This window comes from Amycolatopsis sp. ATCC 39116, from assembly GCF_000231075.2.
Lineage (GTDB): Bacteria > Actinomycetota > Actinomycetes > Mycobacteriales > Pseudonocardiaceae > Amycolatopsis_E > Amycolatopsis_E tucumanensis.
Window position 1 is genome coordinate 68,826 of sequence record NZ_AFWY03000027.1, and the last position, 24,357, is coordinate 93,182.

Below are 24,357 nucleotides of genomic sequence, written 5' to 3' on the forward strand. Positions count from 1 at the left end.
CCCGGGGCCGATCGTCCCCATTAGCTGAGTCTTACCTAAATCTCCGCGGAACCCTCGCGGTAAATCTTCGCGGCGGAGATCCGGCCGTCGCGGAAACGGTAGAAACCGGCAATCGCGAAGGTGTGCTCGGCGCCGTCGGCGGTCAGCGTCTCGGTGAGCTGCGCCGCGGCCTGGTCACCCGATGCGATGACGTTGTCCAGTGTCAGCGTCGGCAGGAGCCCGCGCAGCGCGCCCTCGAACAGGTCGGCCAGCTCCGCGCTGCCGCGGACGGTCGTGGTGCCGGTGATCCAGGCGGCGTCGTCGGTGAACCCGGCCATCAGGGCGGCGAGGTCGCGGTCGTTGAACGCCTCGACGTGCGCTTCCAGCGCGGAGACGGGATCGGTCACCCCGCGATCCTGGCACGCGGAAAAAAAGTCCGGTCGTCGGTGTCGAGAACGCGTGAACGGCTCCGTCCCCGGTGCGAACGCGGCCAGAATGGGTCGCACCACACCGAGGAGACGATCATGGCGAAGTATCTGCTGCTCAAGCACTACCGGGGCGCTCCGGCGGCGGTCAACGACGTGCCGATGGACCAGTGGGCGCCGGAGGAGATCACGGCGCACGTGCAGTACATGCGGGATTTCGCGGCCCGGTTGGAGGAGACCGGTGAGTTCGTCGACGGTCAGGCGCTGGCGCCGGAGGGCACGTGGGTGCGCTACGACGGGGAGGGGCGTCCGCCGGTGACCGACGGTCCGTTCCCGGAGACCAAGGACCTGATCGCCGGGTGGATGGTGATCGACGTGGACAGCTACGACCGTGCGGTGGAGCTGGCCGGGGAGCTGTCGGCCGCACCGGGGGCGGGTGGGAAGCCGATCCACGAGTGGCTCGAGCTGCGCCCCTTCCTCGCCGAGCCGCCCACGGTCACGGAATGAGCCCTGCGGTGGACGAGGCCCTGCTCCGGGGCCTCACCCCGACTGTGCTCGCGATCCTCGTCCGCCGCGGAGCCGACTTCGCGGCGGCCGAGGACGCGGTGCAGGAGGCGCTGGTCGAGGCGTTGCGCGTGTGGCCCGACGACCCGCCGCGCGATCCGAAGGGCTGGCTCGTCACGGTGGCGTGGCGCAAGTTCCTGGACGCGACCCGCGCGGAAGCGGCGCGGCGCCGTCGTGAGGACCTCGTCGAGGTGGAGCCGGAGCCCGGGCAGGCCGTCGGGGTGGACGACACGCTCCAGCTGTACTTCCTGTGCGCGCACCCGTTGCTGACCCCGTCGTCCGCGGTCGCGCTCACGTTGCGTGCCGTCGGCGGCTTGACGACGCGGCAGATCGCCGCCGCGTACCTGGTGCCGGAGGCGACGATGGCGCAGCGGATCAGCCGCGCCAAGCGGACGGTCGCTGGGGTGCGGTTCGACCAGCCCGGCGACGTCGCCACCGTGCTACGCGTGCTCTACCTGGTGTTCAACGAGGGCTACTCCGGTGACGTCGACCTGGCCGCCGAGGCGATCCGGCTGACCCGCCAGCTCGCGGCGGTGATCGACCACCCCGAGGTGGCCGGGCTGCTCGCCCTGATGCTGCTGCACCACGCCCGGCGCGCGAGCCGGACCGCGCCCGACGGCAGCCTGGTGCCGCTCGCCGAGCAGGACCGCGGCCGGTGGGACACCCGCCTGATCGCGGAGGGCGTGGAGATCCTGCAGGCGGCGCTGGCCCGTGACCGGCTCGGCGAGTTCCAGGCGCAGGCCGCGATCGCCGCCCTGCACGCCGACGCGCCCACCGCCGAGGAGACCGACTGGGTGCAGATCGTCGAGTGGTACGACGAGCTGGTGCGGCTGACGGACAGCCCGGTGGTGCGCCTGAACCGGGCGGTGGCGGTCGGCGAGGCGGACGGCCCCCGCGCGGGCCTGGCGGAACTCGCGGCCCTGGACGAGGGGCTGCCGAGGTACGCCGCGGTGTCGGCGTACCTGCACGAACGCGATGGTGACCTGGCGAGCGCCGCCCGGCTGTACGCGGAGGCCGCCACGAAGGCGACGAACCTCGCCGAACGCGACCACCTGACCCGCCAAGCCGCACGACTGAACACGAGGCTGCGAGGGTGACGCCCCAACGCCTCAACGCCCCGATGCACCGTCGCCCCGACGCGCCAACTCCCCAACGCCCCGGCGCACCCCTGCCCGCGCCGGGACGCTGAGAGCTGCCTGCGCTGGGGGCGCTGGCACGGCCACGCTCGCTGAGGGGCCCGCTCCACAGGCGCGGAGCCCCTTACTGGTGGTGGCCTCCGGCAATCCCGCGCCTTTACCCCCGCCGGGTGCCAGGACTCCGCCCACGTGCCCGGGCGTGCCCGCTCTGCGGGGGCAGCAGCTGCCGCCGGGTGGTGGCCGCCGGCAATCCCGCGCCTCTGCCCCCGCCGGGTGCCAGGACTCCGCCCACGTGCCCGGGCGTGCCCGCTCTGCGGGGGCAGCAGCTGCCACCGGGCGATGGCCTCCGGCGACCCCGCGCCTCTACCCCGCCGGGTGCCAGGGCTCCGGCCGCGTGCCCGCTCCGCGGGGGCAGCAGCTGCCGCCGGGTGGTGGCCTCCGGCGACCCCGAGCCTCTACCCACCCGGGTGCCAGGGCTCCGGCCGCGCTGCCGGGCATGCCCGGCAGCGCGGGTGCGGTAGCCCCCTGCCGGGTGGTGGCCGCCGGCGACCCATTCCCCGCCGGGTGCCAGGACTCCGCCCACCCTCCCGGGCATGCCCGCTCCGCGGGCACAGGCAGCTGCCACCGGCAGCCTCCGGCGACCCCGCGCCGATACCTACCCGGGTGCCAGGACTCGCTCCCAGCCGGGCGCCCGGTCAGCCGATCGCCTCCGGCAAGCGCCGGACGCGGTAGGCCGCCTCGATCGTGTTGCCCGTCGCCGGGTCGCCCAGTTCGACCCGCCATTCGCCGGCGAACTGGTTCACCCCCGGCACCATCGGGATCGTCCCGGAGATCAGCACCACCCCCGGCTCGTACAGCCCGCGCTCGCGCAGCACGTCCAGCCAGTGCTGCGGCGTCAGCAGCTCCGCGAGCGTGCCGTCCTGGATCAGCTGCCCGTCGGCCCAGCCGCGCAGCGTCAGCGAGTCCAGCCGGTCCGCCACGTCGTCCAGCCGCCACGCCTGGCGCCCCAGCACGTCCGGCGCCGCGTTCTTGCTCCACGCCACCCCGTGCACCTCGAGCTCCCGGTCGGTGTGGTCGCACGCGACGGTGAGCAGCACCCCGTCCGCGGTGATCACCAGCGCCCACTCCGCCTCGCCGGACGTGCGGTCGTGCTGGGCGGGCACCTCGTCGGTCTGGGCGGCCAGGTACGGGGCGACCGGGTACAGCGCCGGCGTGACCTTCGGCGCCGGCACGCCCAGCTCGGCCAGCTCGGCGACGTGCGCGGCGACGTCGGCCTGGTCGCGGCCCGCGTACCCGGCGTTCAGCAAGGTCGTCACCGGAGTGGTCACCGTCGTGCCGTCGGGCAGGTCGAAGCTCAGCGTCGGCATGTCGTCCTCCGTAATTTCGGGTAACCCAGTTCTTACCTGCGAGGGGTTGCGCATGCAGGTTGTATACAACGAGTATTACAGCATCGTGGCACCGAATAGATCAGGATGTGAGCAATGACCTCGGTAACGCCGACCGTGGACAGGGCGTCGCTACGGCGTGCCTTCCTGGCGAGCCTGTCCGGCACGTCGCTGGAGTGGTACGACTTCGCGGCCTACTCGGTGGCCGCGGCCACCGTGTTCGGACACCAGTTCTTCCCGGCCGGCGACCCGCTGGTCAGCACGATGGCCGCGTTCTCCACCTACGCCGTCGGCTACCTCTCCCGCCCGCTCGGCGGGTTCGTCTTCGGCCGTCTCGGCGACGTGCTCGGCCGCAAGCGCGTCCTGGTGATCACGCTGCTGCTCACCGGCATCGCCACCTTCCTCATCGGCGTCCTGCCGACCCACGCCGCGATCGGCGGCTCGGCGGCGGTGCTGCTGGTCCTGCTGCGCTTCGCCCAGGGCGTCGGCATCGGCGGTGAGTGGGGCGGCGCGGTGCTGCTGTCCAGCGAGTTCGGCGATCCGAAGAAGCGCGGGTTCTGGGCCTCCGCCGCCCAGGTCGGCCCGCCCGCGGGCAACCTGCTCGCCAACGGTGTGCTCGCGCTGCTGGCCCTGCTGCTGACCGAGGCGCAGTTCGACTCGTGGGGCTGGCGCGTGGCGTTCCTGCTGTCCGCCGTGCTCGTCGCGTTCGGCCTGTGGATCCGGCTCAAGCTGGAGGAGACCCCGGTCTTCAAGCGCATCGCGGAGAGCGGCGAGCGGCCCAGCGCCCCGATCTCGGAGGTCTTCAAGTACGAGCGCCGGGCCCTGCTGGCCGCGATCTTCGTCCGCGTCTGCCCCGACGTGCTGTACGCGCTGTTCACCGTCTTCGTGCTGACCTACATGACCCAGGAGCTGGGCATGTCCCGCAGCCAGGGCCTCACCGCGGTCATGATCGGGTCTGCCGGACAGCTCATCCTGATGCCGGCGTTCGGCGCGCTGTCGGACCGGATGAACCGCCGCAAGCTCTACCTCTTCGCGACCATCGCGGCGGCGATCTGGCCGTTCGTGTTCTTCCCGCTGGTGTCCGGCCGCTCGTTCGGCCTGCTGCTGGTCGGCATCGTGATCGCGCTCGTCATCCACGCCGCGCTGTACGGTCCGCAGGCCGCGTTGATCACCGAGCAGTTCACCGAGCGCCTGCGCTACACCGGCAGCTCGCTGGCCTACACGCTCGCCGGCGTCATCGGCGGCGCCATCGCGCCGCTGCTGTTCACCTCGCTGCTGGCCGGTTTCGACAGCTGGGTCGCGCTCGCGCTGTACGTGGTGGTGACCGCGGTGGTCAGCATCGTCGGCATCGCGCTCGCGCGGGAGGCCCGCGACGAGACTCAGGTGGTCGTCAGCTGATGCTTCAGGGTCTGGGCGTGGTGGTCGTCGATGGCGGCCAGCGCCGCCTCGACCTCACCGTTGGCCAGTGCGGTCACGATGGCCTGGTGCTCGTGGATGACCTCCGCGTGCCGGGTGCCTGACCGCCGCAGCGCGACGAGCCCGGCACGCACCTGCCGGGCTCGCAGCGCGGTGTAGGTCCGGCTCAGCATCGAGTTGCCCGCGGCCTCGACGAGCAGCGTGTGGAAGTGCGCGTCGAGTTCGATGAACTCCTTGGCCGACGCCGGGTCGTCGCAGCGCTCCTGCTGTTCGAGGACCTGCTGCATCGCCCGCCACGGCACGGTCCCGGCCGCCATCACGCGTTCGGCCGCGAACCGTTCGAGCAGCCCGCGCAGTTCGACGAGGTCCCGCAGGTCGCGCCCGGTCAGCGGCGCGATGTACGCGCCCCGGTTGGGCACGAGCTGCACCAGTTCCTCGGCGGCGAGCTGCAGCAACGCCTCGCGCACGGGGGTGCGGGAGACGCCGACGCGCTCGGCGACCTCCTGTTCGCTGATGAAGCCGCCCTCGGCGTCGGGGTCGGCCAGCACGGTGTTCTTCAGGTAGTCGTAGGCCTTCGCCCGCCCGGACTGGGCGGGCTTGCTCGTCGCCGGCATCCGGGCTCCCTCCATACACGTTGTATACAGATGGTACGCGGAAAGTGTCCGGTGGGAAAAGAACGCCGGGGCGGATGCCTGATCGATGGATATCCGCCCCGGCGGGTCTCGGAATCGCCGGTCGGCGGTCGGTTCCGGCGGGCGAACGAGACGGCGGTCTCCGGCTCGTCCTGGGTGGTCGGCAGCACGCCGAGCTGCTCGGCGAGCAGCGCCGCGACGAGCAGCATGCGGCTCGGCCCGCCGACCAGGTAGACGCCGGTGAGGTCAGCCGTCGAGCTCGGCGAGGGCCTGCCTGGCCTGCTCCAGCTCGGCCTCCAGCGCGGCGACCTTGGCCTTCTGCTGCTCGACGGCCGCGTTGATCACCTCGTCGATCGGCGTCGAGAGGTCCTCGTGCAGCTCCTTGGCCGCGCGGGACACGGCCGAGGCCGGGATCTTCAGGCCCTGCGCGACCCACTTCGAGCCGTGCTTGAGCTCGGCCTGCCACTCGCCGTCGGCGGTGCCGGTGACGGTGAGCGTGAGCTCGACGGTGCGGGTCTTCTTCGCCGCGGAGGCCTTCGGGCGGCCGCGCTTGGGCTTGGCTTCCTCGCTTTCGGCGGAGGTGGCGGCGGGAGCGGGAGCGGCTGCGGAGTCGTCCGTGACCGGCGCCGGCGTGACGGGGGTGTCCTGCTCCTGCGGGGTGGTCGTGGTGTCCAAGCTCATCGGTGCTGCGGTCTCCCTCTCGTGGGGTCCGGCTACGTCGGCCCGAATTCTAGAACAGGCGTTCGATAGCCGCTCGCTGGGGTGTGCCTGGCGATTGTCCCGCGCTACCTACTTCCGCGTACCCCCGGGGCGCCGCGTCCGGAGGTACCGCTACGCTGCCGCCATCACCCGCCAGGGTGAGGAAGCGGTGTCGCTCGATGGGGGCAGGTGGAAGTGGGCGTTACTTATCTGTACCCGATCGGGTGTATCTCGTTTTTCCTGCGACCTCGGCAAATGCAGCATTTGCCCTGCTCTCCCTAACCGACCCCCGTCACCCGGGAGTTTGATCACCTAGGGGGGTCCTGATAGCAATAAGGCCCAAGGCGCACCTGCGGTGCCGCATGTCTTCGGGGGAGACCGCCTTGGTGAATTCTTGTCCGATGTAGGTCCTCAAGGATTGTGGTAATGCGCATGACGTGCAGCTCGCGCACGCAGACGGGTTCTGCGCGCCGCGGACGGCTCCCGGTCCGGCTCCTCGCCGTGGCCGGGGTCTCGACCCTGGCACTGCTCACCGGGGCGTGCTCCGGTGGCGACGAGGACGGCGTGAAGCCGGCCGCGGTGAGCCAGGAAGACCTGACCCAGCTGCCGGAGGCGACCACGTTCGCCACGGTCGCGAACGCCCCGCTCGACCCGCAGCCATCCGGTGGCGCGACGGCCGGCCGCGTGATCCACCCCAAGGCCGACATGGTCGTGTACGACTCCGTTGGCGGCAAAGCGATCGCGAAGCTGCCGTCCATCCAAATGGGATCGCCGACGTGGGTGCCGGTGATCGCGGAGCAGGGCGACTGGGCGCACGTCCTCCTGCCGACCCGGCCCAACGCCGCGTCCGGCTGGGTGCACCTGAGCGAGGGCGCCGCCGAATCCGCGCAGAACGACTACGTGGTCAATGTGGACCGTGCCGCGTTCAGCCTGGAGATCCTGGAGAGCGGCAAGTCGATCGGCAAGTGGACGATCGGCACCGGCAAGCCCGAACACCCGACCCCGGCGGGGCGTGCTTACATCATCGCCTCGATCGAGGAAACGAAGAACACCTACAGCCCGATCGTGCTGCCGCTGAGCTACCACTCCGATTCGCTGGAGACCTTCGGCGGCGGCCCGGGCACGGTGGGACTGCACACCTGGCCGAACAACAGCTTCGCCGGTCAGGCGAACAGCGACGGCTGCATCCGGGTGCCCTCCGAGGCGCTCGACGAGCTCGTCAAACTGCCGCTCGGCACGATCGTGAACATCACGTGACGTCCTGAGCTTCTTCGCACTTCGCTGGCGGTCGGAATGCACCACGGGGGGGCCGCCGGCTTCATTCCGCATTTCCATTTCACGAAAGGGAATTCCTTGTCCAGAAAGAAGGCTGTGGCCGGCGGCGTCGGCGTGCTCGCGACCGCGCTCGCCACCTCGGTGCTGCTCGCGCCCGCCGCGGGTGCGACCACGACCACCACGGACGGCGTCAACTCCGCCTACGCGATCGCCGCCAAGGGCCTCCTCGGGATCGACCCCAGCCCGTACGTGACCGACGAGAAGGGCTTCGAGCAGAAGTCCCTCGCCACGCTGAACGTGCCGGGCCTGGCCCAGGTCAAGCTGCTCAACGCCTCGGCGGGCGCCGGCCAGGCGCGCGCCAGCGTCGCCGACGTCAACGTCGGCCTCGGCGTCGGCAAGCCGCTGCTGACCGCGACCGCCATCGAGGCGGAGTGCGAGGGCGGCAAGGGCACCTCGTCGCTGGCCAAGGCGAAGCTCGGTGACATCACCCTCGACGTGACCGCGCCGACCAACACCACGGTCGCCGTGCCGGGTCTGCTCTCGGTCGTGCTGAACAAGCAGACCAAGAAGGACGACGGTTCGATCACCGTCACCGCGATCTCCATCAAGATCGACAACCTGCAGACGCTGGACATCGCGTCGGTCACCTGCGCGCCGGGCGACGACGACAACGGCGGTGGCGAGACCCCGACCACCAAGCCGACGACGAGCACCTCGAAGCCGGGCACCAGCACCCCGACCTCGACGAAGACCAGCTCCGGTGGCGGCGCCGGCTCGGGTGCGGGCGACAAGCCCGACGCCAACGGCAAGGCCCCGCGGCCGACCCCGGTGAAGGCCCACCTGGACGTCACCGGCTGATCCACTCTTTCCTCGGGTTCCCATGACAAGGGCCCTGCACCGCGAGGTGCAGGGCCCTTGTTCGTGCGTCAGTCCTCCTTGCCGGACTTCAGGCCGCTGGAGATCAGCTCCATGACGCTGGAGTCGGCCAGCGTGGTGACGTCGCCGATCTGCCGGTTCTCGGCCACGTCGCGCAGCAGGCGGCGCATGATCTTGCCGGAGCGGGTCTTCGGCAGCTCGGGCACGACCATGATCTGCCGCGGCTTGGCGATCGGACCGATCTCCTTGGCGACGTGGTTGCGCAGCTCCTGCACCGCCTCGTCGCCGCCCTCGGCCGCGGAGCCGCGCAGGATCACGAACGCGACGATGCCCTGCCCGGTGGTCGGGTCGGAGGCGCCCACCACCGCGGCTTCGGCGACCGTCGGGTGCGACACGAGAGCGCTTTCGACCTCCGTGGTGGAGATGCGGTGGCCGGACACGTTCATGACGTCGTCGACCCGGCCGAGCAGCCAGATGTCGCCGTCGTTGTCGTACTTCGCGCCGTCACCGGCGAAGTAGAAGCCCTGGTCGGCGAACCGCGACCAGTACGTGTCGCGGAAGCGCTCGTCGTCGCCCCAGATGCCGCGCAGCATCGACGGCCACGGCTTGTCCAGCACCAGGTAACCGCCGCCGCCCTTGCCGACCTCGGTCGCGGTGTCGTCGACGACCTTCGCTGAGATGCCGGGCAGCGGGCGCTGCGCCGAACCGGGCTTGGTCGAGGTGACGCCCGGCAGCGGCGAGATCATGATCGCGCCGGTTTCGGTCTGCCACCAGGTGTCCACGATCGGCGCCTTGCCCGCGCCGATGTGCTCGCGGTACCACATCCACGCCTCGGGGTTGATCGGCTCGCCGACGCTGCCCAGCACGCGGAGGCTGGACAGGTCGTACTTCGCCGGGATGTCCTCGCCCCACTTCATGAACGTGCGGATCAGGGTCGGCGCGGTGTAGTAGATGGAGACCTTGTGGTTCTGGATGATCTCCCAGTGCCTGCCCTCGTGCGGCGTGTTGGGGGTGCCCTCGTAGACCACCTGGGTCGCGCGGTTCGCCAGCGGGCCGTAGACGATGTAGGAGTGGCCGGTCACCCAGCCGATGTCGGCGGTGCACCAGTAGACGTCCTCGCCCGGCTTGTGGTCGAAGACGACGTGGTGGGTGTAGGCGACCTGGGTCAGGTAGCCGCCGGAGGTGTGCAGGATGCCCTTCGGCTTCCCGGTGGTGCCGCTGGTGTAGAGGATGAACAGCGGGTGCTCGGAGTCGAACGCCTCCGGGGTGTGCTCGGTGGACTGGCCGTCGACGAGCTCGTGCCACCAGACGTCCCGCTCGCTCATCGGGACCTCTTCGCCGGTGCGGCGCACGACGATGACCTTCTCGACGCTCGCGGCGCCGTCGAGGGCCTCGTCGACATTGGTCTTCATCGGCGCGGCCTTGCCGCGGCGGTACTGGCCGTCGGAGGTGATCACGACCTTGGCCTCGGCGTCGTCGACGCGGGAGCGCAGCGCCGCCGGGGAGAACCCGCCGAAGACGACGCTGTGCATCGCGCCCAGCCGCGCGCAGGCCAGCATCGCGACGATCGCCTCGGGGATCATCGGCAGCTGGATGGCGACCCGGTCGCCGGAGGTGACACCGAGGGAGGCCAGCGCGTTCGCGGCCTTGGACACCTCGTCCTTGAGCTGGGCGTAGGTGATGTCGCGGGTGTCGCCCGGCTCGCCGACCCAGTGGATGGCGACCTGCTCGCCGTGCCCGGACTCGACGTGCCGGTCGACGCAGTTGTACGCGACGTTCAGCTTGCCGCCGACGAACCACTTGGCGAAGGGCGCGCCCGACCAGTCGAGGACCTGGGACCACTTGGTGTCCCAGTGCAGCCGCTCCGCCTGCTCGGCCCAGAACGCTTCGCGGTCGGCGTCGGCCTTCTCGTACCAATCGGCCTTCGCGTTGGCCTGCGCCGCGAACTCGTCGGTCGGCGGGAACGTCCGGTTCTCGGTGAGCAGGTTGTCCAGCGCGGGGGACTGCTCTGTCATGGTGCACGGCCTCCTGAAGTCACTCATCACTGGCTGACGCCGGATGCACGGTAGCGACGTTAGCCCCCGCGACGAAAGAGCGCAGCACCTCACGGCACGTCCCGCGTCGATCACCGCACGCGATCGAGCAGTTTCTCCTGTGTCGTAGGCCACTCCTCGGCGAGCAGCGAGTAGACGACGGTGTCGCGGCGGCTGCCGTCCGGGCGAATGCGGTGCGCGCGCAGCAGGCCCTCCCGGCTGGCGCCGAGCCGCTCGATGGCACGCTGCGACTTCTCGTTGCGGTGGTCGGTGTGCCAGGTGACCCGCCGTGCGCCGAGCACGTCGAAGGCGCGTTCCAGCAGCAGGAGTTTGGCTTCGGTGTTCAGCGCCGAGCGCTGCCACGGACTGCCGATCCAGGTGTAGCCGATGGCGAGGCCGCGGTGGCGCGGGACGATCTCGTAGTAGGAGGTCGTGCCCGCGACGCGGCCGGTGGTGGCGTCGACCTGTGCCCACGCGATCCGGCCGGGCTCGGCGAGGATGTCGTCGATCATGGCCCTGGTGTCGTCGAGGGTTGCCGGTTGGCGGAGGCTGAGCCAGCGCCAGACCTCGGGGTCGCGGCCGGCTTCGTGCAGGCCCTCGGCGTGTTCCTGGCCGAGCGGTTCGAGGTGGACGTGCTTGCCGCGCAGCGCGGGCCGGTCGTGCCAGTTCACGCGGGGACGGTACCTGTCCGAAATGGTCTTTCGGCAGTGCCAGTTCTGGCTTGCTTTCAAGGTCCACTTCGTCGCCTCATATGCTCGCGGGGACGCGTCGAAGGAGGTCCGAGTGGCTGAGCGGGAAGAGCTCACCTGGGAGTTGTTCGGTTCGGCCAGCCGGGAGCTCGCCCAGCAGGTGGCGGACAGCGGGTACGAGCCGGACGTGATCCTGTCCATCGCCCGCGGCGGCTTGTTCGTCGCCGGCGCGCTCGGCTACGCGCTCGACGTGAAGAACCTGCACGTCATGAACGTCGAGTTCTACACCGGCGTCGGCGAGCGGCTCGAACTGCCGGTGATGCTGCCGCCGGTGCCGAACGCCGTCGACCTGACCGGCGCGAAGGTCCTGGTGGCCGACGACGTCGCCGACACCGGCGCCACGCTCAAGCTGGTGCGTGACTTCTGCGCGGACCACGTGGCGGACGTGCGGTGCGCGGTGGTGTACGAAAAGCCCTGGTCAGAGGTGAAGTGCGAGTACGTCTGGCGGCGCACGGACCGGTGGATCAACTTCGCCTGGTCGAAGCAGCCGCCGGTGATCCGGCGCGAGGGGCAGGTGCTGGACGCATGAGCGACCCACTGGCGCCGCTGCTCGAACTGGAGGGCGTGGCCGAGGCGGCGAAGAAGGCGCAGGACGCGGTCTTCGCCGTGCACCGGCTCCCCGTGAACCTGCGCGGCGGCTCGGCCACCGCGGCCGAGGCATCTGTCCGGGGCGCCCGGGCGTCGGCCGCGCTCGACGGCGCGGACCCGGAAATCCCGGCGGACGCCGAGGTGAAGGACCCGATCCTGGCCGGCGCGCTGCGGGTGGCGGAGGCGAGCGAGTCGCTGCTGCCCACCTGGCGCCGCGCCCCGCGACAGGCGCTGGCCCGGATGCACGTCCTGGCCGCGGCCGATCTCGTCGACCACCAGGACGCGCTGGGCCGCCCCGACCCGGCCGCCGGTGCCCGCCTGGACCTGCTGACGCAGCTGGTCACGGGCGCGACGTCGGTGCCAGGCCCCGTGCTGACCGCCGTCGTGCACGGCGAGCTGCTCAGCCTGCGGCCCTTCGGCACGGCGGACGGCGTGCTGGCCCGCGCCGCGGCTCGCCTGACCATGACGGCGACTGGCGTCGACCCGAAGGGCCTGAGCGTCCCCGAGGTCGCCTTCCTCCGCCGGTCAGCGCGGTACCGAGAGACGGCGGCAGCCTTCGCGACCGGAAGCCCCGACGGCGTGCGCTCGTGGCTCCTCTTCGTTTGTGAAGCGCTGGAAGCCGGTGCGCGGGAGGCCAAGAGCATCGCCGACGCCGCCGGCTGAACTGCCTCGTCGGCGGGCCGCGTTCCGCACGCGGCGGTGGGGCGGGGTTGACCGCGGTGCCGTGCGCGGGCCGTCGTCAACCGCTCGCAGTCGCGCAATTCCGGGGAAGTGCGACGCTCCCCGCGCACCTCCCCGGGACTGCGCGACCTCAGGTCGTCGCGCAGGCGAGCAGCGCCTCCCGCACGTGCCCGCCGTTCGCGGCCAGCATGTCCGCCGCCGTCGCCGCGTCCACCCCGCACAGCAGGTGCACCAGCGCGACCTTCAGGTCACCGTTCGCCTCTGCCAGGGCCTCGGCGGCTTCCCGCTCGTCCGCGCCCGTCGCCTCGCTGAGGATGCGCAGCGTCCGGCCGCGCAGCTTCGCGTTGGTCGCACGCAGGCTGACCATCAGGTTCGAGTAGGTCCGGCCGAGCTTGATCATCGTGGCCGTGGAGAACGCGGTCAGCAGAATCTTCTGCGCCGAGCCCGCCTTCATCCGCGTCGACCCCGCGATGACCTCCGGACCGGTGTCCACCGAGATGAACACGTCGACCCCGGACGGCCTGGCCGCACGCGCGTTGCCCGAAACCAGGCCGGTCGTCGCGCCCAGCCGCGCGGCCGCCTGCAGCGCGCCGATGACGAACGGGGTGCGGCCGGACGCGGTCAGGCCCAGCACGAAGTCGCCGGCCCGCACCGAAGCCGAGATCTCCGCGGCACCCGCGGCGGCGTCGTCTTCGGCGTTCTCGACCGCTTCGCGCAACGCCCGGTCGCCGCCCGCGTGGTGCGCGACGAACCAGTCGGCAGGCACGTTGAACGTCGGCACGAGCTCGGCGGCGTCCAGCGTCGCCAGACGGCCGGACGTGCCGGCGCCGACGTAGTGCACACGATGGCCGGTGCGCAGCGCCTCCACCGCATGATCGACCGCGTCCGCCAGCTCGGGCAGGACCTTGGCGACCGCATCGGGGACCCGGCGGTCCTCGTCGTTGATCATGGTCAGGATGCCGAGGGTCGACATCCGGTCGATCTCGGTGGTGCGGGGGTTGCGCTGCTCGGTCGGGGAATCGACGTGGACCACCTGACTCGGCACCGTCATCATGCGTCTCACCGTTTCCTTCGTGCTCACTTTCCGGTTTCTCGCGGCCGCCTCCGGCCGTCCGGTCGCACGCCGAGGCGGTGACCGCCGACGGCGTCGCGAGTGGCTTCCAGCGCGGCGGACGCGCTCTCCATGTGGTGCTGCGCGACGCCGATGAACAGGCAGTCGATGACCGTGAGCTGGGCGATCCGGCTGGCGGTCGCGCCCGAGCGGAAGGTCGTCTCGCGTGCGGCCGTGGTCAGCACGTAGTCGGCGACCTCGGTGATCGGCGAGCGCGGGAAGTTGGTCAGCGCCACCGTGGTCGCGCCGTGCTCGCGGGCCACCCGCAGCGCCTCGACGGTGTCGGTGGTCGCGCCGGTGTGGGAGACGCCGATCGCGACGTCGCCGGCGCCCAGCACGGCGGCCGAGGTCAGCATGATGTGCGTGTCCGACCAGGCGAAACACACGCGGCCGATGCGGTGCAGCTTCTGCTGCAGGTCGGCGGCGACGAACGCGCTCGCGCCGACGCCGTAGACGTCGGTGCGCCCGGCGTTCGCGAGCAGTTCGATCACGCGCTGCAGGGTCGCGATGTCGAGCTGGTCGGCGGTCTCCTCCACCGCGCGGGCGTCGGCGAAGCTGACCTTGCCGACCACTGCGGCCAGGTCGTCGTCCACGGCGATCTCGCCGCCCAGGTTGCGAGCCGATCGCGCCTCGGAGCGGGCGGTGTCCGCGGCCAGCGCGATCCGCAGCTGCGGGTACCCGCCGACCCCCACGGCCTTGCAGAACCGGGTCACTGTGGTCTCGCTGGTGTTCGCCGCGAGAGCCACCTCCGTGATCGACCGGCGCGCTACTGCAGACGGGTCATCCAGGACGACCTTGGCTACACGCTGTTCCGCCCTGGCCAGACCGGGCAGCAGCGACCGGATCCGGACCAGGGGACTGGTTTCGGACTCGCGTGCGACCGAACCGATCTCGCTCGGTGCCTGCCCCGTCACGGAATCGGTATCCGTTTCCGTGGGAAACTTACTAACCGTAGGCATTTGAGACAAGGTTACCCACATCCTTAGGGATGATCGCAACTCGCCCGCCCCTGCACGGCCGAGCTGCGGTGACTCAGTTGCCCGGAAAGTCGCCAACTACGTCGTGGTTGTTAACGTCATCAAGTTAACGACTTGGCAACTTCCGATGGTTCCCGAAACAGCCGACGATCGTCGGTGGCTCCCGCTCGCGTCTCAGTGATAGGGACTTCCCCGCCACGATGGTATGACGCGAGTCTGCGCACTTTAAGTACGAATGGAGCAGCCGTCCGTTAACTGTTCGTGACGGACGCGAGTGTCCGAAATTCGTTGGCGCTGGTTGGTGGCACACCACCCGGATGCACGGTGCGTGTCCGCTCGCCGAAAGATCACCTGTCCGGCCGCGGGTAATTCGGCCTACAGGCGGACCGGTTTCACCGCGCTTCGGCCAGCGAGCTCGCCCACTTCTCGCGGGCCGGGTTGATCGAACCCCAGTCGCGGGTCGGGTGAACGCGATTGGTCAGCAGGATCGCGAACGACCGGGACACCGGATCGATGACCAGCGACGTGCCGGTGAACCCGGTGTGGCCCGCAGTGGTGGGGGCGGACAGCGCTCCCATGTAGAACCGCTGGTCCAGCTCGAACCCGAGCCCGTGCGCGTGACCGGGGAAGGCCTGGTTGTAGTCGGTCAGCATGTCCCGCACGGTCTCCGGGCGCAGGATGCGGGCGTCCCGGTAGGCGCCGCCGTTGAGGATCGTCTGCGCGAGCACCGCCAGGTCCGGCGCCGTGGAGAAGATGCCGGCGTGACCGGATACCCCGCCCAGCGCCCAGGCGTTCTCGTCGTGGACCTGGCCGCGCACCATGCCGCGTGGTGGATCCGCCTGGAACTCGGTGGCCGCGATCCGGCCGAGCTTCTCCGCGGGCGGGTTGAACGCCGTGTCGGTCATCCCGAGGGGCAGGGTGATCCGGTCCCGCACCACGACGTCGAGCGGCTGCCCGGCGATCCGCTCGACGAGGAAGCCGAGCGTCATCAGGTTGATGTCCGAGTAGAGGTACGTCGTGCCCGGCTCGTTCGTCAGCGGACTGTCGAGCACAGCCTTCCGCCGGGACGGGATGTCCGGGTAGCCCTCCCACAGGGACGGGCGCGGGTCGGCGGCCAGACCAGACGTGTGGGTGAGCAGCTGCCGCACGGTCACCTGCTGCTTCCCGTTCGCCGCGAACTCGGGCAGGTACTCGGCGACTGGCCGGTCCAGGGCGACCTTGCCGTCCTCCACGAGCTGCATCACCGCGAGGGACGTGAACACCTTGGTGATCGAGGCCAGGTCGAAGATCGTGTCGGCGCGAACCGGCACCTGCTGGTCGGGCGGCAGCTCGGCGCCCGCGGCGTCGGCGTACCGGAGCGCCCCGCCGGTCGCGGTCTCCTCGACGATCACCCCGTCGTGCGCGAGGATTCCGGCCGCGCCGGAGAAGTGCGGGTGCCCGGAAACCGGATCCGGTTTGGCCCAGTCGCTCAGGAACTGCTCGGCGGCCAGCAGCGGCGCGGGATCGAGCCCCACCTCGGCGGGCGCGCCCGGGCGCAGCACCGTGTCGGCCGGTGCGAACTCGTACTGCGGACGGTCGATCCGCCCGGTGTGCGCCTGTTCGGTGATGGTGGTACTCGCTCCGGGGACGGTGAGGGCGGAAACGGTCAGCACCGCCGCGACCAGTAGTTTGCCCGTTCGCACGCCGGCCTCACCAGTAGAGCAGATGCGGCCGACGGCGGGCGGTGAACTCGTCGAGCTCCGCCTGCCAGGACCCGACGATCTCGTCCACCCCCGCCCCGCGGTCGACCATCGTGCGCAGCCGGTCCGAGCCGGTGAGCTTGTCGATGCCGTTGTCCGCGCGCCAGGCGAAGAGGTCCGGGTGCAGCTTCTTGGCCGTGACCAGCATGGCCACCGCCGTGCGGATGGCGTCGAACGAGGCCGGGTCGGTGACCGTGAGCTGCACCCCGCCGCAGGTCTGGTTGACGAACTTGCCGAACGTCGGGACGAAGTAGGTCTCCCGGAACCGCACGCCCGCGAGCCCCAGCGCGGTCAGCTCGTCCCGCCAGCGCCAGTCGATGCCGGGGGCGCCGATGATCTCGAAGGGCCGCGTCGTGCCGCGTCCCTCGGAGAACACCGTGCCCTCGAACATGCCCGTGCCGGGGTAGACCAGCGCGGTGTCCGCGGTCGGCATGTTCGGGCTCGGTGGCGTCCAGGTCAGCCCGGTGCCGGTGAAGAAGATGTCCCGGCGCCACCCCTCGGTCTGCACCACCTGCAGGTCCGCCAGCCGCACCCCCTCGGCGGGCAGCAGCTCCGCGGCGAAGTACTTCGCCAGCTCGCCGACGGTCATGCCGTGCTGCTGCACGATCGGCTTGAGCCCGACCCCGGAGGCGAACTCCGAGCGCAGCATCGGGCCGTAGGCCTTGCCGCCGATGGGGTTGGGCCGGTCCAGCACGACGAAGGCCGCGCCCGTGCGGCCCGCCGCGACCATCGCCGTGTACATCGACCAGATGTAGGTGTAGAAGCGGGCGCCGACATCGGCGATGTCGAACACCACCGTGTCCACGCCTGCCTTGGTGAACATCCCGGCCAGCTTCGCGGCGTCCGCGCCGTACGCGTCGTACACCGCGATGCCGGTGCGCGGGTCGGTGTAGTCGCCCTCCGAACCACCAGCCTGCGCGCTGCCCCGGAAACCGTGCTCCGGCCCGAAGGCGGCGACCGGCCGGACACCGGCGGCGATCATCGAGTCGACGATGTGGTCGCCGTTCTCCAGCACGCCCGTCGGGTTCGACAGCACGCCCACCTTGCGGCCGGCGAGCGAGCGCCAGCCCTGCCGGGCGAGGATGTCGGCTCCGGTCACGACCGGCCCCCGCGACGCGGCCGGCAACACGCGTGCCGGTTCCGCCAGCGCGGAGCCGCCGGTCAAGAGGGGTGTCGCGAGGGCGCCGGTGACCAGGAACCCGCGCCGGTTGAAGCTCACCATGTCAGTCCTGTGCCGAAGGGATACCGGATCTGCCCGGCGTCGTCGCCGGCCGGGATGTCGACGGGCAGCTTGCCCTGCGGCGAAATCTCGCCCGTCAGCACCTTGGCCAGCGAAGCCATCGTCACATCCCGCCAGTCGTACGTCGCCACCCAGGTCGGTACGTCGGCGTAGCCGGGGTCGTACGGTTCCTGGACGCTCACTGCGACGACCGGTTTCCCGGTCGCGAGCAGTTCACGCACAAGATCACCCTGAGCGGTGTCGCTGCGCAGCCCGTTGGTCAGCACGACGACCGTGTCCGCTTCGCCGGCGGCCGCCACCGCTTCGGCGATCTTCGCGGCGTTCGGCTTGGCGCCGGTCGAGACGGCCGTGCCGCCGAGCCGTTCGGCCAGTGCCCGGACCGGCTCCGCCGGGTAGCCGGGGTAGTTCGGGTTGTTCCAGCCGGTCACCAGGACCTTGCCCGGCTCGCGGCGGGGGAGCAGGCCGACGTCGTTGCGAAGCACGGTGGTGGTGCGGTCGGTGATGGCCTGGATCTTCTCCCGGTTGGCCGGGCTGCCGACGACCTGCTTCACCGCCCGCGGGTTGACCAGCGGGCTCGCCACGATGCCGCGCTTGTCCTTGAGCTTCAGGATCCGCAGCACGCTCTGGTCGATCCGCTCCTCGGTCAGCCTGCCGCTCTTGACCGCGTCCAGCACGCTGTTGACGGCCAGCCCCAGGTCCGGCGGCATCAGCATCTGGTCGACCCCGGCTTCCAGTGCCAGCACCGGGATCTCCGCGTCGGTGTGCAGCTCGCGCACGCCGGCCATCTGCAGCGAGTCGGTCGCGACCACCCCGTCGTAGCGCAGCTCGTCCCGGAGGATGCCGGTCATGATCGGCTTCGACAGCGTCGCGGGCTCCCCGGACGGGTCCAGGCTGGGCACGGTGATGTGCGCGGACATGATCACGTCGGCGCCCGCGTCGATCGCCGCCCGGAACGGCGGCAGGTCGATCTGCCGCCACTGTTCCTCCGTGCGGTTGATGACCGGCAGCCCGGTGTGGCTGTCGGTGGCCGCGTCGCCGTGACCGGGGAAGTGCTTGGCCGCCGCGGACACCGTCTCCGTCGCCGGCCCCGAGTTCTGGTAGCCGTCGACCTCCGCGGCGACCAGCTCGCCGGCCAGCGCCGGATCGGCGGAGAACGACCGCGAGCCGATGACCGGGTTGAGCGGGTTGGAGTTGACGTCCGCGTCGGGCGCGAAGTCCTGGTTGATGCCCATGGCCCGCAGCTCGTGGCCGTTCACCGTGGCCAGCGTCCGCGCGTCGGCGGCGCTGCGGCCCGCCCCGATGGCCATGCTGGACGGGAACTCCGTCGCGGGCGCGGCGATGCGCGTGACCCGGCCGCCCTCCTGGTCGGTCGAGACGATCAGCGGCACCTTCGCGCCCGACGACAGCGCGGCCTGCTGCAGCCCGTTCGAGAAGCGCGCGACCTGCGCCGGGTCGTCCACGTTGTCGGTGCCGGAGTTGTTGAAGTAGATGACACCGCCCGGGTGGTAGCGCTGGACGACCTCCGCGGCCGTGTCCACCCCGTACTTCTTCCGGTTGCCCTCGTCGGCCTGGTCGGCGGACTTGCCCCAGACGTCGGCGACGAAGAGCTGGCCGACCTTCTCCTCGAGCGACATCTTCCGCAGCGTCTGCTCGGCCCAGCCGTCCTGGCGGCCCGTTGCGGCGGAGGACGCGCCGACCGCGCTCACGCCGAGAACCCCCACGACGATCGCGGCAAGCACATGACTCCTCCGGCGCATCGCGAACCCTCCCCTGTGATGATCGCCGGCGGACGAGCCGGCATTGGGGGAAGCTACTCAGTCGCTCGGGACGAGGTCAACGACCGCCTTACTTTCGGAGGAGTCCGAAAGTGTCTTTCAGGTTCTGTCACTCTCGCGGGCTAATCCCTTGGACATAAAAATGCGCGGGCGCCGCCGGCGATGTGCCGGGCGGCGCCCGCCCGCGCGGACTGCTCAGGTGACCAAGCTGCAACTCGTGTCGTACCTACGGGGACTCGGCGTCCGGCGTCCCGGTACGCAGTCCCTCGACGACAAGCCTCCCGCGGCGCGCTGCGCGTGGGTGCCTGGAGTCCGCGCACGGAGGTTCTCGGGGAGGAACGAGACTCATCTTCGTCTCGCCCTGGGCCGAACAACGTCCGCACTTCACTTTGTACCCAGTGACCGCCGTCACTTCAAGGGGTCGGACGGGTGCACCGGTACAGACGCTCGATCCGGTGAGGCGGGCACCCTCAGCGACTAGACTTCTATGCTCCCCCACGGCGTTTGCGCGTCAGCCCGTACCAGGTCACCCCCGCCGCGGCGACCGCGCCGAGGCCGAGTCCGACGGCCAGCGTCGCCGTCGACGGCGCCGGGAACCGGCTCCGCAGCGAGACCGGTTTGGTGAACTCGAGCACCGGCCAGCCGCGGTCGAGCGCGGTCCGGCGGAGCAGGCGGTCCGGGTTCACGGCGTGCGGCTTCCCGACCGCCTCCAGCAGCGGGACGTCGGTACTGGAATCGGAATAGGCGTAACACTCCGCCAGGTCGTAACCGTTCTCCGCAGCCAATTGTTTCGCCGCCACCGCTTTCTGCTCGCCGTAGCAGTAGAAAGCGATTTCCCCGGAATAGCGACCGTCCACGACGGCCATTTTCGTCGCGACGCTGCCCGTCGCGCCGAGCATCGCCGCGATCGGCGTCACCACCTCGTCGCCCGCCGCCGACAGCACGATCACGTCGTGGCCCTCCGCCTTGTGCCACGCGATCAGCTCGGCGGCCTCGGAGTACACCAGCGGGTCGACGATGTCGTGCAGCGTCTCGTTGACGATCGCCCGAACCTGGGCGACGTCCCAGCCCGTGCACAACGCGGAGATCTCCGCGCGCATCCGCTCGGTCCGGTCGGCGTCCGCGCCGGAGAGGGAGAAGACGAACTGCGCGTACGCGCTCTTCAGCGCCGCCCGCTTGCTGATCAGCCCCTCGCGCAGCAGCGGCTTGCTGAACGCCAGCGCGCTGGAGGAGGCGATGATCGTCTTGTCCAGGTCGAAGAAGGCCGCGACGCCGGTTCCGGTCGCGGCGCGCCGGTCGCCCGGCGGCGAGCTGGGAGGTTCTGCCACCGCTTCAGGATAGGAGTAGATCGTCGGCGGGCGGTGAGGTGACCACGAACGGTGTCGCCCGGTCGGAAATTGGTTGCCCGCGGGGGAAATCGATTGCCGGTGCCGTTACCGAATTGTGGGTGTCGCGAGCGGCGTTGCGGGCCGCTCGGCGGAGTTACAGTGGACCGCATCCGGTGTTCCCACCGGCGGTTCAGTCCAACCCCCCGGGGCTGAACCCTCGGCGGCCCCCGCCCCTCCCCCCTGGCGGGGGTCGCCCCTTTTTCTTCGCGCGCGGGCGCGGATCCTGCCACAGCGCACCGACGATCCCGCTCTGCCGACCCGCCCCGGTCGCGAGTTGTCCACAAGACCCCAGTTGTCCACAGGTCCCGCCGGAGCTCCTTGTCGCGGCACGGCGCGAGCACGACGGTGGAGTCAGGTCAAACACCGATCACCACTGGGGGCCGTCATGGAACACGCTCGTCCGCTCGTCATCGCCCACGACGAGGTCATGCTCGACGAAATCCTGCGCGTCGCCGCGGCTGTGGGCTGCGAGACGCAACGCGCGCCCGATCTGCTCGCCGCCCGGCCGCGGTGGCCGGACGCGCCGCTGGTGCTGGTCGACGAGCAGGCCGTCGACGGTGAGGTGGAGCTGCCGCGGCGCCCCGGCATCCTGCTGATCACCAAGGGCGCGCCGGATTCCCGTACGTGGCGGAGGGCTTTCCGCGCCGGCGTCGAAGGAGTCGTGTCGCTGCCGGAGGACGAGTCGGCGCTGGCGTCGGCGCTCGCCGACGTCGTCGACGGGCCGGGACTGCCGGGCGGGCGGATCATCGGCGTGCTGGGCGGCCGCGGCGGAGCCGGGGCGTCCGTCCTGGCGGCGGCCACCGCGCTGGTCGCGTGCCGCACCGATCCGGGCGGGCTGCTCGTGGACTGCGATTCGTTGTCCGGCGGGATCGACGCGTTGCTGGGAGCCGAGAACACGGAGGGGCTCCGCTGGCCCGAGCTGCGGCCCGGCGCCGGCCGGTTGTCGATGCCGGCGCTGCTGGAATCGCTGCCCGAGTTCCGGTACCGCGGCTTGCGGTTGCCGTTCCTGTCCTGCCACCGCAACGGCGACGGGCCGACGGGACAGGGCGTCGCGGCGGTGATCGAGGCCGGGCGCCGGGCGGGCCGCACGGTGGTGTGCGATCTGCCGCGCCACCTCGACGGGCCCGGCCTCGCCGTCGTCGCGCGCGCCGACCTGGTGATCGTGGTGATCCCGGCCGAGATGCGCGCCTGCCTGGCCGCCCGCCGGGTGGTCAAGCAGCTGGGTGACCCGGCAGGCCGGGTCCGGCTCGTCGTCCGCGGGCCCGCGCCGGGCGACCTCGAGCCGAGCGTCGCGGCCGGCGCGATCGGGCTGCCACTGCTGACGTCGATGGCCGTCGAACGCCAACTGGACCGGGAGATCGAGCGCGGCAACTTCCTCCCGCGGCCGCGTGGCGCGCTGATGGAGACCGCGCGCCTCATCCTGGAGCAGTCGCAGTCGAAGCAGGTGCTGGCGGCATGAACAACGAACTGGTCGAGCGGGTCCGCCACCGGCTGGCCGGCGCCGGGGCCGGGACGGACCCGGCGACGGTGGCGGACGCGGTCCGCGCCGAAGCCGGGCGTCCGGTCGGGCACACGGAGGCGCTCGACGCGCTGCGGCTGATCCGGCAGGAGCTGGCCGGCGCCGGTCCGCTGGAACCGTTGCTCGCCCTGCCCGGCGTCACCGACGTGCTGGTCACCGGGCCCGACGACGTGTGGGTGGACGGGTCCGACGGGTTGCGCCGCGCCGAGGCCCACTTCTCGGGCGAGGAGGGAGTGCGCCGTCTCGCCCATCGGCTGGCCCTGGCGGCCGGACGGCGGCTCGACGATGCCCAGCCCTACGTCGACGGCTGGCTGCCGGGGCTCGGGCCGCACGGCCGCGTCCGGCTGCACGCCGTGCTGCCGCCGATCGCCGCCGACGGCACCTGCATCTCGTTGCGGATCCTCCGTCCCGCCGTGCACGACCTCGCCGCGTTGCGCGAGCTGGGCACGTTCGGGGCGGAAGGCGCGGAGCTGGTCGAGTCGGTGGTCGCCGCCCGGCTGGCCTTCCTCGTCACCGGTGGCACCGGCGCGGGCAAGAGCACTCTGCTCGCCGCGATGCTCGGTGCGGCGTCCCCGGCCGAGCGGATCGTGTGCGTCGAGGACGCCGCCGAACTCCAGCCCGCGCACCCGCAGTTCGTGCGGCTGACCGCCCGGCCGCCCAACGTCGAGGGCGCGGGCGAGGTCGGCCTGCGGGACCTGGTGCGCCAAGCGCTGCGGATGCGGCCGGACCGGCTCGTGGTCGGCGAGGTGCGTGGCCAGGAGGTGTGCGACCTGCTCAATGCGTTGAACACCGGTCATGACGGCAGCGCCGGAACGTTGCACGCGAATTCGACGGCGGAGGTGCCTGCCCGGCTGGAAGCGCTTGCCGCGCTGGGTGGTCTGTCCCGCTCGGCATTGCACAGCCAGCTCGCGGCCGCCGTGCAGGTCGTCCTCCACATGCGCCGGTCGTCGTCGGGGCAGCGGGAACTGTCGGAGGTCGGCGTGCTGAGCCGGAGCGACAACGGGGACGTCCGGGTGCTTCCGGTGTGGCAGGACGGTGGATGGACCAAGCGGCGGGTGTTGTTCACCGCGTTGCTGCCCCGGGGAGGCCGGCCGTGCTGACCCACTCACTGGCCTGCGCGGCCGCGGCCGCCTTGTGCTGGCCTCCGGTGCGGGGCTCGGCGGCGCGCCTGGGAGTGCTCGCGCCGTCTCGGGAACGCCGCGGATTGCCGAAGCCGCGGAAGGCGTTCGCGTTCGGGTTGGTGCCGTTGCTGTTCGTCGTGCCGCCGATGGTGTGGGCGGCAGGCGCGTTGCTCGGCTTGGCCGGCTGGCGCCAATGGCACGCGCGCCGCCGGTCGAAGTCCGGTTTCGCGATGCGCCGGGCGATGGCCGAGGCGCTGCACGCGATGGTGGTGGACCTCCGGGCCGGCGCCACGCCCGCGCTGGCCGCCGAGTCCGCCGCGGCTGATGCACCTCGGCCGGTCGCCGAGATCCTCGACGCGGTGGCCGGCGCCGCCCGCCTTGGCGGGAACCTCGACGAAACGTTGGCGACGGTCACCACGGCCGAACCACTGTCGGCAGCGCGGCGACGCTTGGTGCGAGCGTGGTCGCTGAGTCAACGCCACGGCCTTCCACTGGCCGATCTGCTCGACGCGGTCCGCCAGGACATCACGGCCGAGCTGCGGTTCACCAGCCAGTCGGAGGCAGCAATGTCCGGCCCCCGCGCGAGCGCGATGGTCCTCGCCGCTCTGCCCGTGTTCGGCCTGTTGCTGGGCGAGGGCATGGGAGCCCACCCGACGCACATCCTGTTCGCCACCCCGAGCGGCAACGCCCTCCTCCTGCTCGGCACAGCACTGATCACCACCGGCGCCGCCTGGAGCGCCCACCTGACAAGACGAGGAGCCCCACGATGAGCAAGCCCACGGCCCCATTGCTGCCGACAACACCCTCACCTCAACCGCTGCCGAAAACACCCTCACCTCAACCGCGCCAGCTCACTCCAGTTCGCAGCCCGCCCTCCAACGCCTCCGACACCCTGCTCGCCCCCGCGAGCGCCCACCTTTGCAGCCACAAAGGAGAAGCCCCGCGATGAGCACGCCCACCCCCGCCCCGCGGCGCACACCAGCCGGAGCCGAGCCAGTTCCTCCCTCGTCGCGCCCGCCGTCCAACACCCCTGCTCGCCCTCCCCGCGA

The 24,357-nt window shown here is 71.3% G+C and carries 22 protein-coding genes; 10 read left to right on the forward strand and 12 right to left on the reverse strand.

Annotated features, from left to right (window positions below; all coding sequences use genetic code 11):
- Positions 1 to 35 precede the first annotated feature (35 nt).
- Complete coding sequence (locus AMY39116_RS0324865; protein WP_020420330.1) at positions 36 to 386, reverse strand: nuclear transport factor 2 family protein; 351 nt, start codon at positions 384 to 386, stop codon at positions 36 to 38.
- Between the two features lie 117 nt (positions 387 to 503).
- Between AMY39116_RS0324865 and AMY39116_RS0324870 the strand changes: the two genes are divergently transcribed.
- Positions 504 to 911 carry a YciI family protein gene (locus AMY39116_RS0324870; RefSeq protein WP_020420331.1) on the forward strand — a complete coding sequence of 136 codons (408 nt, stop codon included), beginning with the start codon at positions 504 to 506 and terminating at the stop codon, positions 909 to 911.
- Complete coding sequence (locus AMY39116_RS0324875; RefSeq protein WP_235716216.1) at positions 908 to 2,065, forward strand: RNA polymerase sigma factor; 1,158 nt, start codon at positions 908 to 910, stop codon at positions 2,063 to 2,065. The genes AMY39116_RS0324870 and AMY39116_RS0324875 overlap by 4 nt, the downstream gene beginning before the upstream one ends.
- 734 nt (positions 2,066 to 2,799) lie before the next feature.
- On the opposite strand, the gene AMY39116_RS0324880 is transcribed toward AMY39116_RS0324875, so the two are convergent.
- Positions 2,800 to 3,471: a DUF2848 domain-containing protein gene (locus AMY39116_RS0324880; RefSeq protein WP_020420333.1), complete on the reverse strand. Its 672-nt coding sequence runs from the start codon at positions 3,469 to 3,471 to the stop codon at positions 2,800 to 2,802.
- 114 nt (positions 3,472 to 3,585) lie between these two features.
- On the opposite strand from AMY39116_RS0324880, the gene AMY39116_RS0324885 reads away from it, so the two are divergent.
- Positions 3,586 to 4,887, forward strand: a complete 1,302-nt coding sequence (locus AMY39116_RS0324885) for an MFS transporter (RefSeq protein ID WP_020420334.1) — start codon at positions 3,586 to 3,588, stop codon at positions 4,885 to 4,887.
- On the opposite strand, the gene AMY39116_RS0324890 is transcribed toward AMY39116_RS0324885, so the two are convergent.
- Both AMY39116_RS0324890 and AMY39116_RS0324895 read right to left on the reverse strand, forming a co-directional pair.
- A complete protein-coding gene (locus AMY39116_RS0324890; RefSeq protein WP_020420335.1) occupies positions 4,869 to 5,519 on the reverse strand; it encodes a GntR family transcriptional regulator in 651 nt (216 codons plus the stop codon). The genes AMY39116_RS0324885 and AMY39116_RS0324890 overlap by 19 nt on opposite strands.
- Before the next feature lie 264 nt (positions 5,520 to 5,783).
- The gene (locus tag AMY39116_RS0324895) at positions 5,784 to 6,218 is read right to left on the reverse strand and encodes a DUF6319 family protein (RefSeq protein WP_020420336.1); all 435 of its coding nucleotides are present in this window, start codon (positions 6,216 to 6,218) and stop codon (positions 5,784 to 5,786) included.
- Between the two features lie 444 nt (positions 6,219 to 6,662).
- On the opposite strand from AMY39116_RS0324895, the gene AMY39116_RS0324900 reads away from it, so the two are divergent.
- Together AMY39116_RS0324900 and AMY39116_RS0324905 are read left to right on the forward strand one after the other, a co-directional pair.
- A complete protein-coding gene (locus tag AMY39116_RS0324900; protein ID WP_020420337.1) occupies positions 6,663 to 7,493 on the forward strand; it encodes a L,D-transpeptidase in 831 nt (276 codons plus the stop codon).
- Between the two features lie 96 nt (positions 7,494 to 7,589).
- Positions 7,590 to 8,369, forward strand: coding sequence for a choice-of-anchor P family protein (locus AMY39116_RS0324905; protein WP_235716217.1), 780 nt, complete (start codon positions 7,590 to 7,592; stop codon positions 8,367 to 8,369).
- A gap of 68 nt (positions 8,370 to 8,437) precedes the next feature.
- Here AMY39116_RS0324905 and acs read toward each other — a convergent pair whose 3' ends face one another.
- Complete coding sequence (acs, locus tag AMY39116_RS0324910; protein WP_020420339.1) at positions 8,438 to 10,402, reverse strand: acetate--CoA ligase; 1,965 nt, start codon at positions 10,400 to 10,402, stop codon at positions 8,438 to 8,440.
- A 110-nt stretch (positions 10,403 to 10,512) separates the two neighbouring features.
- Positions 10,513 to 11,091 carry a GNAT family N-acetyltransferase gene (locus AMY39116_RS0324915; protein WP_020420340.1) on the reverse strand — a complete coding sequence of 193 codons (579 nt, stop codon included), beginning with the start codon at positions 11,089 to 11,091 and terminating at the stop codon, positions 10,513 to 10,515.
- Positions 11,092 to 11,203: 112 nt separating this feature from the next.
- Here AMY39116_RS0324915 and AMY39116_RS0324920 point away from each other — a divergent pair, with 112 nt between their 5' ends.
- Both AMY39116_RS0324920 and AMY39116_RS0324925 read left to right on the forward strand, forming a co-directional pair.
- Positions 11,204 to 11,698, forward strand: coding sequence for a phosphoribosyltransferase (locus tag AMY39116_RS0324920; RefSeq protein WP_017985479.1), 495 nt, complete (start codon positions 11,204 to 11,206; stop codon positions 11,696 to 11,698).
- Positions 11,695 to 12,420, forward strand: coding sequence for a hypothetical protein (locus tag AMY39116_RS0324925; RefSeq protein WP_020420341.1), 726 nt, complete (start codon positions 11,695 to 11,697; stop codon positions 12,418 to 12,420). Before AMY39116_RS0324920 ends, AMY39116_RS0324925 begins: the two co-directional genes overlap by 4 nt.
- Before the next feature lie 148 nt (positions 12,421 to 12,568).
- Here AMY39116_RS0324925 and AMY39116_RS0324930 read toward each other — a convergent pair whose 3' ends face one another.
- From AMY39116_RS0324930 to AMY39116_RS0324955, 6 genes are all read right to left on the reverse strand, one after another.
- Positions 12,569 to 13,492 carry an N-acetylmuramic acid 6-phosphate etherase gene (locus AMY39116_RS0324930; RefSeq protein WP_020420342.1) on the reverse strand — a complete coding sequence of 308 codons (924 nt, stop codon included), beginning with the start codon at positions 13,490 to 13,492 and terminating at the stop codon, positions 12,569 to 12,571.
- A 23-nt stretch (positions 13,493 to 13,515) separates the two neighbouring features.
- Positions 13,516 to 14,508 carry a MurR/RpiR family transcriptional regulator gene (locus tag AMY39116_RS0324935; protein ID WP_027936206.1) on the reverse strand — a complete coding sequence of 331 codons (993 nt, stop codon included), beginning with the start codon at positions 14,506 to 14,508 and terminating at the stop codon, positions 13,516 to 13,518.
- Positions 14,509 to 14,918: 410 nt separating this feature from the next.
- The gene (locus tag AMY39116_RS0324940; protein WP_020420344.1) at positions 14,919 to 16,208 is read right to left on the reverse strand and encodes a serine hydrolase; all 1,290 of its coding nucleotides are present in this window, start codon (positions 16,206 to 16,208) and stop codon (positions 14,919 to 14,921) included.
- A gap of 7 nt (positions 16,209 to 16,215) precedes the next feature.
- The gene (locus AMY39116_RS0324945; protein WP_020420345.1) at positions 16,216 to 17,487 is read right to left on the reverse strand and encodes an exo-beta-N-acetylmuramidase NamZ domain-containing protein; all 1,272 of its coding nucleotides are present in this window, start codon (positions 17,485 to 17,487) and stop codon (positions 16,216 to 16,218) included.
- Positions 17,481 to 19,244, reverse strand: a complete 1,764-nt coding sequence (locus tag AMY39116_RS0324950) for a glycoside hydrolase family 3 protein (protein ID WP_020420346.1) — start codon at positions 19,242 to 19,244, stop codon at positions 17,481 to 17,483. Before AMY39116_RS0324950 ends, AMY39116_RS0324945 begins: the two co-directional genes overlap by 7 nt.
- A gap of 521 nt (positions 19,245 to 19,765) precedes the next feature.
- The gene (locus AMY39116_RS0324955) at positions 19,766 to 20,608 is read right to left on the reverse strand and encodes an HAD family phosphatase (RefSeq protein ID WP_020420347.1); all 843 of its coding nucleotides are present in this window, start codon (positions 20,606 to 20,608) and stop codon (positions 19,766 to 19,768) included.
- Positions 20,609 to 21,053: 445 nt separating this feature from the next.
- Between AMY39116_RS0324955 and ssd the strand changes: the two genes are divergently transcribed.
- The 3 genes from ssd to AMY39116_RS0324970 are packed head-to-tail and all read left to right on the forward strand — an operon-like array spanning position 21,054 to position 24,078.
- The gene (gene ssd / locus AMY39116_RS0324960) at positions 21,054 to 22,127 is read left to right on the forward strand and encodes a septum site-determining protein Ssd (protein WP_020420348.1); all 1,074 of its coding nucleotides are present in this window, start codon (positions 21,054 to 21,056) and stop codon (positions 22,125 to 22,127) included.
- On the forward strand, positions 22,124 to 23,287 hold the full coding sequence (locus tag AMY39116_RS0324965) for a TadA family conjugal transfer-associated ATPase (protein ID WP_020420349.1): 1,164 nt from the start codon (positions 22,124 to 22,126) through the stop codon (positions 23,285 to 23,287). Before ssd ends, AMY39116_RS0324965 begins: the two co-directional genes overlap by 4 nt.
- A complete protein-coding gene (locus AMY39116_RS0324970) occupies positions 23,281 to 24,078 on the forward strand; it encodes a type II secretion system F family protein (protein ID WP_027936208.1) in 798 nt (265 codons plus the stop codon). The genes AMY39116_RS0324965 and AMY39116_RS0324970 overlap by 7 nt, the downstream gene beginning before the upstream one ends.
- Positions 24,079 to 24,357 lie beyond the last annotated feature (279 nt).

Bases quoted from the DNA above. Each gene is read 5' to 3' on its own strand.
- AMY39116_RS0324870 (WP_020420331.1), top strand. From the start codon at position 504: ATGGCGAAGTATCTGCTGCTCAAGCACTACCGGGGCGCTCCGGCGGCG.
- AMY39116_RS0324875 (WP_235716216.1), top strand. From the start codon at position 908: ATGAGCCCTGCGGTGGACGAGGCCCTGCTCCGGGGCCTCACCCCGACT.
- AMY39116_RS0324880 (WP_020420333.1), bottom strand. From the start codon at position 3,471: ATGCCGACGCTGAGCTTCGACCTGCCCGACGGCACGACGGTGACCACT.
- AMY39116_RS0324885 (WP_020420334.1), top strand. From the start codon at position 3,586: ATGACCTCGGTAACGCCGACCGTGGACAGGGCGTCGCTACGGCGTGCC.
- AMY39116_RS0324890 (WP_020420335.1), bottom strand. From the start codon at position 5,519: ATGCCGGCGACGAGCAAGCCCGCCCAGTCCGGGCGGGCGAAGGCCTAC.
- AMY39116_RS0324895 (WP_020420336.1), bottom strand. From the start codon at position 6,218: ATGAGCTTGGACACCACGACCACCCCGCAGGAGCAGGACACCCCCGTC.
- AMY39116_RS0324900 (WP_020420337.1), top strand. From the start codon at position 6,663: ATGCGCATGACGTGCAGCTCGCGCACGCAGACGGGTTCTGCGCGCCGC.
- acs (WP_020420339.1), bottom strand. From the start codon at position 10,402: ATGACAGAGCAGTCCCCCGCGCTGGACAACCTGCTCACCGAGAACCGG.
- AMY39116_RS0324925 (WP_020420341.1), top strand. From the start codon at position 11,695: ATGAGCGACCCACTGGCGCCGCTGCTCGAACTGGAGGGCGTGGCCGAG.
- AMY39116_RS0324930 (WP_020420342.1), bottom strand. From the start codon at position 13,492: ATGATGACGGTGCCGAGTCAGGTGGTCCACGTCGATTCCCCGACCGAG.
- AMY39116_RS0324935 (WP_027936206.1), bottom strand. From the start codon at position 14,508: ATGCCTACGGTTAGTAAGTTTCCCACGGAAACGGATACCGATTCCGTG.
- AMY39116_RS0324945 (WP_020420345.1), bottom strand. From the start codon at position 17,487: ATGGTGAGCTTCAACCGGCGCGGGTTCCTGGTCACCGGCGCCCTCGCG.
- ssd (WP_020420348.1), top strand. From the start codon at position 21,054: ATGGAACACGCTCGTCCGCTCGTCATCGCCCACGACGAGGTCATGCTC.
- AMY39116_RS0324965 (WP_020420349.1), top strand. From the start codon at position 22,124: ATGAACAACGAACTGGTCGAGCGGGTCCGCCACCGGCTGGCCGGCGCC.